This window comes from Rhizobacter sp. (assembly GCA_021153565.1).
In the GTDB taxonomy this organism is placed as follows: domain Bacteria; phylum Pseudomonadota; class Gammaproteobacteria; order Burkholderiales; family Burkholderiaceae_C; genus Albitalea.
In genome coordinates this window covers 1-10,259 of the sequence record JAJKJU010000333.1, presented here as the reverse complement: position 1 = coordinate 10,259, position 10,259 = coordinate 1, and the positions used below count along the sequence as shown (strand labels likewise).

General features: G+C 61.9%; 8 protein-coding genes and 1 other RNA gene. 5 read left to right on the top strand and 4 right to left on the bottom strand.

Annotated elements, in window-relative coordinates; all coding sequences use genetic code 11:
• The 4 genes from ssrA to ompA form a co-directional block, all read right to left on the bottom strand.
• Positions 1 to 96, bottom strand: a transfer-messenger RNA (tmRNA) gene (ssrA, locus tag AC30NL_RS20545); the annotation flags it as partial.
• 14 nt (positions 97 to 110) lie between these two features.
• Positions 111 to 776 (bottom strand): phosphoglycolate phosphatase, encoded by a 666-nt coding sequence (gene gph / locus AC30NL_RS20540; RefSeq protein WP_489465839.1) that lies wholly within the window; start codon positions 774 to 776, stop codon positions 111 to 113.
• The gene (ubiG, locus tag AC30NL_RS20535; protein WP_489465838.1) at positions 776 to 1,483 is read right to left on the bottom strand and encodes a bifunctional 2-polyprenyl-6-hydroxyphenol methylase/3-demethylubiquinol 3-O-methyltransferase UbiG; all 708 of its coding nucleotides are present in this window, start codon (positions 1,481 to 1,483) and stop codon (positions 776 to 778) included. Before ubiG ends, gph begins: the two co-directional genes overlap by 1 nt.
• Before the next feature lie 109 nt (positions 1,484 to 1,592).
• Entirely contained in the window at positions 1,593 to 2,267 is a 675-nt protein-coding gene (ompA, locus tag AC30NL_RS20530) for an outer membrane protein OmpA (protein WP_489465837.1), read from the bottom strand.
• Positions 2,268 to 2,515: 248 nt separating this feature from the next.
• Here ompA and gyrA point away from each other — a divergent pair, with 248 nt between their 5' ends.
• The 5 genes from gyrA (at position 2,516) to AC30NL_RS20505 (ending at position 9,982) form a co-directional block, all read left to right on the top strand.
• Positions 2,516 to 5,152 (top strand): DNA gyrase subunit A, encoded by a 2,637-nt coding sequence (gene gyrA, locus AC30NL_RS20525; RefSeq protein ID WP_489465836.1) that lies wholly within the window; start codon positions 2,516 to 2,518, stop codon positions 5,150 to 5,152.
• On the top strand, positions 5,152 to 5,778 hold the full coding sequence (locus tag AC30NL_RS20520) for a DUF2059 domain-containing protein (RefSeq protein WP_489465835.1): 627 nt from the start codon (positions 5,152 to 5,154) through the stop codon (positions 5,776 to 5,778). The genes gyrA and AC30NL_RS20520 overlap by 1 nt, the downstream gene beginning before the upstream one ends.
• Before the next feature lie 102 nt (positions 5,779 to 5,880).
• Complete coding sequence (gene pheA / locus AC30NL_RS20515) at positions 5,881 to 6,987, top strand: prephenate dehydratase (RefSeq protein ID WP_489465834.1); 1,107 nt, start codon at positions 5,881 to 5,883, stop codon at positions 6,985 to 6,987.
• A gap of 17 nt (positions 6,988 to 7,004) precedes the next feature.
• Positions 7,005 to 7,889: a prephenate dehydrogenase gene (locus tag AC30NL_RS20510; protein WP_489465833.1), complete on the top strand. Its 885-nt coding sequence runs from the start codon at positions 7,005 to 7,007 to the stop codon at positions 7,887 to 7,889.
• Positions 7,890 to 7,972: 83 nt separating this feature from the next.
• A complete protein-coding gene (locus AC30NL_RS20505; protein WP_489465832.1) occupies positions 7,973 to 9,982 on the top strand; it encodes a bifunctional 3-phosphoshikimate 1-carboxyvinyltransferase/cytidylate kinase in 2,010 nt (669 codons plus the stop codon).
• The last annotated feature ends 277 nt before the right edge of the window (positions 9,983 to 10,259 follow it).

Here is a 10,259-nt window from a genome sequence, read left to right as displayed (position 1 = left end):
TTCGCAGTTACTTTGTTCCAGATGGATTTACGAGGTGACTGGCCCTCGGCATGCCCTGTTCCAACTCCGCACCCACGTCGAAGCCAAGTCGGCCCCAGGAATTGCTTAGTTTAGGCCAAACCGAGAAGGTTCAAGAGATCGGCCGGGTTTCGCACGATGTATTCCGCACCCCAGGACTCGATCGGCTCATCAGCGCCGAGGTAGCCCCAACCCGCAACCACTGTCGCCATGCCGGCGGCTCGGCCAGCCTGCACATCACGCAGGTCGTCGCCGACGTAGATGCATTGGGACGGCGCCAGGCCCACTCGCCGCGCCGCTTCCAGCAGCGGCGCAGGATGCGGCTTGGAATGCGGAGTGGTGTCCCCCGCGATCACGGTAGCGGCGCGCGGATGCAGGCCCAGCGACCGCACCAGCGGATCGGTAAAACGCGCCGCCTTGTTAGTGACGATGCCCCATTTGCGCTGTTGCTTCTCGAGCGCCTCGAGCACGGGCACGACAGCATCGAAGACTCGCGTCTGCTTTGTCATGCGAAGCTCGTAACGACGCAGAAAGTCGTCACGCAAGCCGACAAAACTTTCGTGATGCGGGCCGACGTCGAACGCCACACCGATCATTCCGCGGGCCCCCGAGCCCACCATCGGCCGAAAGCATTCATAAGGCAACGCAGGCAAGCCGTGCGCCTCCCGCAATTCGTTGGCGGCGCCCGCGAGGTCAGGCGCACTGTCGATGAGAGTGCCATCCAGGTCGAACAGCACTGCCTGATATTGATGGGACATCAGGCGCACTTGTGGCATGCGAAGAGATAGTTGACGCTGGTGTCACCCGACAACCAGTACCGTTGCGTGAGCGGGCTATATTCCATGCCACGCGTGCCTTGGAGACTCAGGCCTGAATCGCGAAGCCACTGCGCCAACTCGCTTGGGCGAATGAAACGCGCATATTCGTGCGTGCCCTTGGGCAACAGCTTGAGCACGTGCTCTGCCCCGACGATGGCAAAGAGGAATGCCTTCGCGTTGCGGTTGATGGTTGAGAAGAACACCCAGCCACCGGGCTTCACAAGCGTGCTGCAGGCGCGCACGACGGAGGCCGGTTCGGGCACATGCTCAAGCATCTCCATGCAAGTGACGACATCGAACTGCCCCGGCGCCTCCGCGGCCAGGGCCTCGGTGGCGATCTCACGGTATTCGACGTTGGGCGTTTCTGCTTCTAGCGCATGCAGTTGCGCGACTTTGAGCGCTTTGGTGGAGAGGTCGATGCCCAGCACCTTCGCGCCGCGCCGCGCCATCGAGTCCGACAGGATCCCGCCGCCGCAACCGATGTCGACGACACGCTTGCCCGAGATGCGGGCCCACCTGTCGATCCAGTCGAGCCGAAGCGGATTAATCTGATGCAGTGGCCGAAACTCGCTTTCGGTATCCCACCAGCGATGGGCGAGTTCGCCGAATTTGGCAAGCTCCTGAGGATCGGCATTGAGAGTCGTCATGCCGTAATGTTAACCAGGGTCCACGAGATATCGATTCGGTGCTTGCATGGATAACCCATAAGAAAAAAACCCCGCCGTGGCGGGGTTTTGCGTGACCGGCAAAAGCCGATTACGACTTGGTGCGGGTACCCACCACTTCGATTTCCACGCGACGATTCTTCGCGCGGCCGTCGGTGGTTTTGTTATCGGCGACAGGCTGCTTCTCGCCCTTGCCTTCGGTGTACACACGGTTCTTCTCGATGCCCTTGGTCGTCAGGTAGTTCTTGACGGCATCGGCGCGCTTGACAGACAGCTTTTGGTTGTAGGCATCGCCACCGACCGAGTCGGTGTGGCCGACGGCAATGATGACCTCGAGGTTGATACCGGACATCTTGCTGACCAAATCGTCAAGCTTGGCCTTGCCTTCGGCCTTCAAATCGGCCTTGTTGAAGTCGAAGAATGCGTCAGCAGCGAAGGTTACCTTCTCACTCACAGGGGCCACGACAACCGGCGGGGGCGGCGGGGGCGGCGGAGCAACTGGCGGGGGCGGCGGAGGAGGAGCAGCCGGGGGCGGGGGCGGGGGAGCCTTGGGCACCGGCTTGATCGCGCCATCGCAATCGGGATGGGCAGTTGCCGGAGTCCAGTTGGCATCGCGCCAGCACAGCTCGTTGGTACCGTTCTTCCAGGGAATGCCCGAGGCATTGACCCAGTTGTCAATCGTCTGCGACTGTGCAAACACACCAGATGCCGAGGCAGCGAGCGTGGCGGATGCGAAGAGCGACGCCACCTTGTTCAGTTTCTTCATTGATTCTCCTCTCGAGGGAAGGTGCAGTTTTCTGCAAAACGTCCGAACCGGAATCGGAATGCGCTGGAAAACCTTCGCTGAGCGCGAATGGCTTACCACCCGATTCATTGTGCCAGCAGAGCACGGATTTGCTCCCTTTGTCCCGTCGCCCGTGAAGCACTGTTGCGCTAGTGCTACATCAGCTCGCACTTAGAATACCGGGCTTCGCCCTTTCTCAATTGGCGGGCACCACTGCCCTCGCCTTTCCCATGACTCAATTCGCCAAGGAAACCCTGCCGATCAGCCTCGAAGAGGAGATGCGGCGTTCATACCTTGATTACGCGATGAGCGTGATCGTGGGGCGCGCATTGCCCGATGCGCGCGACGGCTTGAAGCCGGTGCATCGGCGCGTGCTCTTCGCCATGCACGAGCTCAACAACGACTGGAACAGGCCCTATAAAAAGTCGGCCCGTATCGTCGGCGACGTGATCGGTAAATACCACCCCCACGGCGACAGTGCTGTGTACGACACCATTGTTCGAATGGCGCAGGACTTCTCGCTGCGCCACATGCTTGTCGATGGTCAAGGAAACTTCGGCTCGGTCGACGGCGACAACGCTGCGGCCATGCGATACACCGAAATCCGCCTGTCGAAGATCGCGCACGAGATGCTTGCTGACCTCGACAAGGAAACGGTCGATTTCGGCCCGAACTACGACGGCTCAGAGAAAGAGCCGTTGGTCATGCCCACGCGGCTGCCCAACCTGCTGGTGAACGGCACCGCCGGTATTGCGGTGGGCATGGCCACCAACATTCCGCCGCACAACCTCAACGAGGTGGTCGACGCCTGCTTGCACCTGCTGCGCAATCCGGCCGCAACCATCGACGAGTTGATGGAGATCATCCCGGCGCCTGACTTCCCCACGGCCGGAATCATCTATGGCCTGAATGGCGTGCGCGACGGGTACCGCACCGGTCGCGGCAAGGTGGTGATGCGTGCGAAGTGCCACTTCGAGGACATCGACAAAGGCCAGCGTCAGGCGATCATCGTCGACGAAATTCCGTACCAGGTGAACAAGAAGAACCTGCTCGAGCGCATGGCCGAGCTGGTTCATGAGAAGAAGATCGAGGGCATCAGCCATATCCAGGACGAGTCCGATAAATCGGGCATGCGGGTGGTGATCGAACTCAAGCGCGGCGAAGTGCCCGAAGTCGTGCTCAACAACCTGTACAAGCAAACTCAGTTGCAAGACACCTTCGGCATCAACATGGTGGCGTTGATCGACAACCAGCCGAAGCTGTGCAATCTGAAAGATCTGGTCGAGATCTTCCTCGAACATCGGCGCGAAGTCGTCACTCGCCGCACTGTGTTCGAACTGCGCAAGGCCCGCGAACGCGGCCACGTGCTCGAAGGTCTTGCCGTTGCACTCGCCAACATCGACGAGTTCATCGAAACGATCAAGACGTCGCCCACGCCTCCAGTGGCGAAAGCCGCGTTGATGGCCAAGAGCTGGGATTCATCGATGGTGCGCGAGATGCTCGCCCGCGCCGAAAGCGAAGCGCCAGGCGGACGGGAGTCGTTCCGACCTGAAGGCCTTGCCCGCGAACTGGGCATGCAGCCCGACGGGCTCTATCGCCTGTCCGACGCCCAGGCCAGCGAAATCCTTCAGATGCGCCTGCAGCGCCTGACTGGACTCGAGCAAGACAAGATCATCGGCGAGTACAAGGAAGTCATGTCGGAGATCGCCGACTTGCTGAACATCCTCGCTACGCCTTCGCGCGTGACGACGATCATTTCCGACGAACTCAACGCCATCAAGACGGAGTTCGGCCAGACCAAGATCGGCGCACGACGCAGCGTGATCGAGCACAACGCTCAAGACCTCGGCACCGAAGACTTGATCACGCCGACCGACATGGTTGTGACGCTGTCGCACACTGGCTACATCAAGAGCCAGGCGCTCTCCGAATACCGCGCGCAAAAGCGAGGCGGCCGCGGCAAGCAGGCAACACAGACGAAGGAAGACGACTGGGTCGACCAACTCTTCATCGCCAATACGCACGACTACATACTGTGCTTCACCAACCGCGGCCGCGTGTATTGGCTCAAGGTCTGGGAAGTTCCCCAAGGCTCGCGCAATTCGCGGGGCAAGCCCATCGTGAACATGTTCCCGCTGCAGCAGGGCGAGAAGGTCAATGTGGTGCTGCCGCTGACCGACGGCTTCCGCAGCTTCCCGCCTGACCACTATGTGTTCATGGCCACAGCGCAGGGCACGGTCAAGAAGACGGCGCTCGACGAGTTCAGCAACCCGCGCAAGGCCGGCATCATCGCCGTCGATCTCGACCCGGGCGACTTCCTGATCGGAGCCGCGCTCACCGACGGCAAGCACGACGTGATGCTCTTCAGCGACGGCGGCAAGGCCGTTCGCTTTGACGAAGACGATGTTCGCCCAATGGGCCGCACCGCCCGCGGCGTGCGCGGCATGATGCTCGACGATGGCCAGAGCGTGATCGCGATGCTGGTTGCAGAGGACGAATCGCAGAGCGTGCTGACCGCCACCGAGAACGGATTCGGCAAACGCACGAGCATCGTCGAGTACACCCGGCATGGTCGCGGCACGAAGGGCATGATCGCCATCCAACAGACCGAGCGCAATGGCAAAGTGGTTGCCGCCACGCTTGTGAGGCCGGACGATGAGATCATGCTCATCACTGATCGTGGCGTGCTCGTGCGCACTCGGGTTTCCGAAATTCGCGAATTGGGTCGCGCTACCCAAGGCGTGACCCTGATTGCGCTCGACGACGGCTCCGCGCTGATCGGCTTGCAACGCATCGTCGAAAACGACGCCAACGATTCAAACGGCGAATCCGCGAACGATGAGCCCGCACCCGAGGAAAGCACCTGATGAAACGTCGGATGGTCCTGGCGGTCGTTTGCTGCGCTACGCTTGCGAATGCTCAGTCGAGCGCACCCGCCGCCAAGGCCCCGAGTTCGCCGGCTAAGAAAGATCTGATCAACAAGGCACTCTCCATGCAGCAGGCCGGTATCGACGAACTGGCCAAGACGGTGGCGGAGCGTCCCGTGATCAGTCTCGGCCAACAAGCCGGTGCCGCATTGCAGACCGTGCCCGCGGAGAAGCGCGATGCGATCGCCAAGTCCATCGACGCCGACTTCAAGGCCTACCTCGAAGAAGCCGCGCCACTGATTCGCGATCGCGTGGCCAAGCTCACACCGTTGACGGTAGGTGCGATGCTGGACGAGAAGATGACCGAGGACGAATTGAAGCAACTCGTCGCCTGGCTCGAATCTCCGGTTCGCAAGAAGTACGAGCAGTTGGGGCCGGAATTGCGCAACAGCCTGCTGCAGAAACTACTGCCCGACGTCTCGCCGATGCTCGACCCCAAGCTGACCGCCCTGCAGGAGAAAGTGGCCGGCACGCTGCGCGCCGGCGGCGCGAAAATTCCGAAGCCCCAGGGGCCCACGCCTGCGGCGAGCAGCGCCAAACCCGTTGCCAAGCCGGCAAGCAAGTAGGGCCGCAGCCAAGTAGGGCCGCAGCTTCGATGATTTCTACTCACGACGCCCCATCGACACCTCAGCTCAAGCGCTTGCGCGTGCGAGAATTTGCCGCACGCCATGGCTGAGACTTCACCTGCCACCAATCCGGCGCTTCTGGCGCTTCGAATCGAGATCGACGCCGTCGACCGCGACCTGCTCGCGCTCTTGAACCGGCGCGCATCTCTCGCCCAGGAAGTGGGTGAGGTGAAGAAGATGGAAGGCTCGGTGGCGTTTCGCCCCGAGCGCGAGGCGCAGGTCATTGACGGCTTGAAAGCCGGCAACCCGGGCCCGATGAAGTCTGAGAGCGTCGCACCAATCTGGCGCGAGATCATGTCCGCCTGCCGAGCGCTCGAAACGCCTACGCGCGTGGCCTACTTGGGGCCTGCCGGCACCTTCAGCGAAGAGGCTGCATTGGGATTCTTCGGATCGTCCATCGTCAGAGTTCTATGCGCGAGCATCGACGAGGTGTTTCGCACGACGGCTGCTGGCGCCGCCGATTTCGGTGTGGTGCCGGTGGAGAACTCGACCGAAGGCGTGGTGGCCCGCTCGCTCGATCTCTTCCTGACTGAACCGCTCTTCATCATCGGCGAGACAAGCCTCGCCGTGCGGCAGAACCTGCTGCGGCGGGAAAACTCCCTGGCCAACGTCAGCGCGGTCTGCGCACATCCCCAAGCGCTGGCGCAGTGCCACGGCTGGCTGAGCAATCACTTGCCGCAAGTCGAGCGCCGCCCGGTGTCAAGCAACGCGGAAGGCGCGAGGCTCGCGAGCCTCGACCCAACACTCGCCGCGATCGCGAGCGAACGTGCCGGGAGCGAATTCGGGCTTCATGTCGTCGCGCCCGCCATCCAGGACGATCCGCATAATCGGACGCGATTTGCCATCCTCACGCACCCCGACCGGCACCCGCAGCCGCAGGCATCCGGCCACGACTGCACGAGCCTCGTTGTGTCGGTGCTAAACAAGCCGGGTGCCGTGCACGACATGCTTGTGCCGCTCAAGCATCATGGTGTGTCGATGACGCGATTCGAGTCGCGGCCCGCGCGGTCCGGCCAGTGGGAGTACTACTTCTACATCGACGTGCAAGGGCATCCTGAACAGCCCGAAGTGGCCGCCGCATTGAAGGAACTGCGCGGCGTCTGCGCGTTCTTCAAGGTGCTGGGCACCTACCCCATTGACGTGCACTGATCCAGCACCACCAGCAGATGTTCAACCAACTCGGCGTCATCGGTTGTGGCCTCATGGGAGGATCGTTCGCTCTCGCCTTGAAGCGCGCCGGCCTCGTGAAGCGCGTCATTGGCTACAGCAAGTCGCCCTCGACCACGGAGAAGGCAAGGAAGCTGGGGGTCATCGACATGGCGGCCGAATCCGCGCTGCTGGCGGTGTCGGGCTCGGACATCGTGCTAATCGCTGTGCCGGTGTCGGCCACCGAAGCCACCTTCAAGGCGATTCGCCATCTCGTCGAGCCGGGTGTACTGTTCATGGACGTCGGCTCGACCAAGCGCGACGTCATCGACGCGGCCCGCCGCGTACTCAAGGAACGCGTTGCGAACTTCGTACCGGCGCATCCGATCGCCGGCAAGGAAGTCGCGGGCATCGGACATGCAGATGCCGCGCTCTACACGAACCGTCAGGTCATCCTCACGCCGATCTCGCTAACCAATCCCGACCTCGTGCAAAAGGCCACGGACGTGTGGGCGGCCATCGGCTCGCAGGTGCTGCGCATGACGCCGGAGAACCACGACGCCGCCTTTGCCGCCGTGAGTCACCTCCCGCACATGCTGGCCTTTGCGTACTTCAACTCAGTGGCGAGGCAGCCGGCGGGCCGCGATTTCCTGTCGCTGGCCGGACCTGGGTTTCGCGACTTCACTCGCATTGCTGCCAGCGATCCGGCGGTGTGGCGCGACATCCTGATGTCGAACCGCGAGGAGTTGCTCAAGCAGTCGATGCGCTTTCGGCACACCCTTGACGCGATGGAGCACGTCATCAAGACGGGCAACGTCGAAGCGCTCGAAGACCTTATCCGTGGCGCTTCGGACGCTCGCTCGGGCTGGCAGATGAACTCGATCAAGTCGCCCTCGAATCGCTGATTGCCTCTTTGCCAACTGCATTCGACGAATCTTCTCGCCGAGTTTCCGAAGCCCTTCCCGCCGCGGGTCCTAGCAATTTCGACATGTACAGCACGCCGTTTCTCGATCTTCCCCCGCTGCTGAAGGCCGGCGGCACAGTGCGCCTTCCTGGCTCAAAGAGCATCTCGAATCGAGTGCTCTTGCTCGCCGGCTTGAGTTCCGGCACCACCGTTGTCCACGACCTGCTCGATTCCGACGACACGCGTGTAATGCTCGCCTCGTTGCGCGAATTGGGCTGCGAAATCGATTCGACGGGGCAAACGCTACGCATCGCAGGTTTGGGCGGGCGACTCAAGAATCGCGATGCCAAGTTGTTCCTCGGCAATGCTGGCACGGCCATGCGCCCCCTTGCGGCCGCACTCGCCGTGATGACGGCTACGCAGGGAGGCCGCTTCGAGTTGAGCGGCGTGCAACGCATGCACGAGCGTCCCATTGGCGACCTGGTCGATGCGCTTCGCCAACTCGGATGCCGCATCGACTATCTTGGCACCGACGGCTACCCACCGCTTCGCCTATCCGCTGGGTCAGGAAGCGTGCGCACCACCGCCCCGATCCGCGTGCGCGGTGACGTGTCGAGCCAGTTCCTCACCGCCTTGCTGCTCGCGCTTCCGCTGGTGAGCGCGACCTCGCCGGTAGCCATCGAGGTCGAGGGCGAACTCATATCGAAGCCTTACATCGAGATCACGCTCAATTTGCTCACGCGCTTTGGCATCGAGGTACAGCGTGACGGGTGGGAACGATTCACCATCCCGCAGGGAAGCGCCTATCGGTCGCCCGGCGACATTCACGTCGAAGGCGATGCTTCGTCGGCGTCGTACTTCGTCGCGCTGGGGGCGATCGCCGCAACCGATTCGCCGATTCGCATCGAAGGTGTGGGGCTGGATTCGATCCAAGGCGACATCCGCTTTGTCGAAGCTGCTCGGGCCATGGGGGCGAACGTGTCCTGCGGCCCAGGGTGGTTGGAAGTAAAGCGTGGCGCCTGGCCCTTGAAGGCGATCGACCTGGACTGCAACAACATCCCCGATGCGGCCATGACCCTTGCGGTGATGGCGCTGTATGCCAAAGGCACCACCCGGCTCACCAACATCGCAAGTTGGCGGGTGAAGGAAACGGACCGCATCGCTGCCATGGCGACGGAACTTCGCAAGCTCGGCGCCACGGTGACCGAAGGCGCGGATTTCATCGAAGTCTCGCCGCCGTCGCATTGGCGGGCCGCTGCCATTCACACCTACGACGACCACCGCGTCGCCATGTGCTTTTCGCTCGCGGCGTTCAACTCGCTCGCGCGCGCGAAGCCGCCGACCCCCGTGCGCATCCTAGATCCAAAGTGCGTTGGCAAGACCTTTCCGCACTACTTCGAGACCCTGTTTTCAGTCGTCGAAACTGACACGCCGCTCATCCCGGTTCTTGCCGTGGACGGGCCGAGTTCGTCCGGCAAAGGTACGGTCGCAAGCGCCGTGGCTCAAGCGCTGGGCTATCACTTCCTCGATTCGGGCGCCGTCTACCGGGCGACGGCGCTGGCCGCCATGCGTGCCGGACTGACCCCTGCCGATGAGCACGCAGTGGCTTTGCTCGCGGCAACGCTCGACCTGGCTTTTGAAGACGGCAGCATCCGCTTGGCCGGCGAGGAAGTGAGTGACCTGTTGCGCGACGAGGCCGTCGGCTCGATGGCCTCCAAGATTTCCGCGCTACCAACTGTTCGAAGCGCCTTGCGCGAGCTTCAGCTCTCGTTTCGAAAAGTCCCAGGCCTCGTGGCCGACGGCCGCGACATGGGCACAGTCATCTTCCCCGGCGCTGACCTCAAAGTGTTCCTGACGGCAAGCGCGGCCAAACGGGCTGAACGACGCCATAAGCAGTTGATTCTTAAGGGTATTTCAGCTAGCATCGATAATCTTCGTGCCGATTTGGAAGCACGTGACGCCCGAGATCAAAACCGGACCGTCGCACCTCTCAAGCCGGCACAGGATGCGGTGCTCCTCGACAACTCGGACCTGTCCATCGAAGACTCGGTGAAATGGGTTCTTGATGCCTGGGAACAACGCAGGTCTTTCTAAGGCCACAAGACTGTCGCAAGACCAAGGTCATAAGACCAAACAGGCCCGCCGCTTTCCCTCCGTGCTGTTCTAAGCACATCGAAGCATCGGATCTTCAACTTAACCCGCAGCGTAAGCTGCACCGGAATTACCCAATGTCCCAAACCCAAACTGCCACAAGCTTTGGCGGCGAATCGTTTGCCGCCCTGTTCGAAGAATCGCTGAAGCGCTCCGAGATGCGCAGTGGCGAGGTCATCACGGCCGAAGTCGTCCGTGTCGACTACAACTTCGTGGTGGT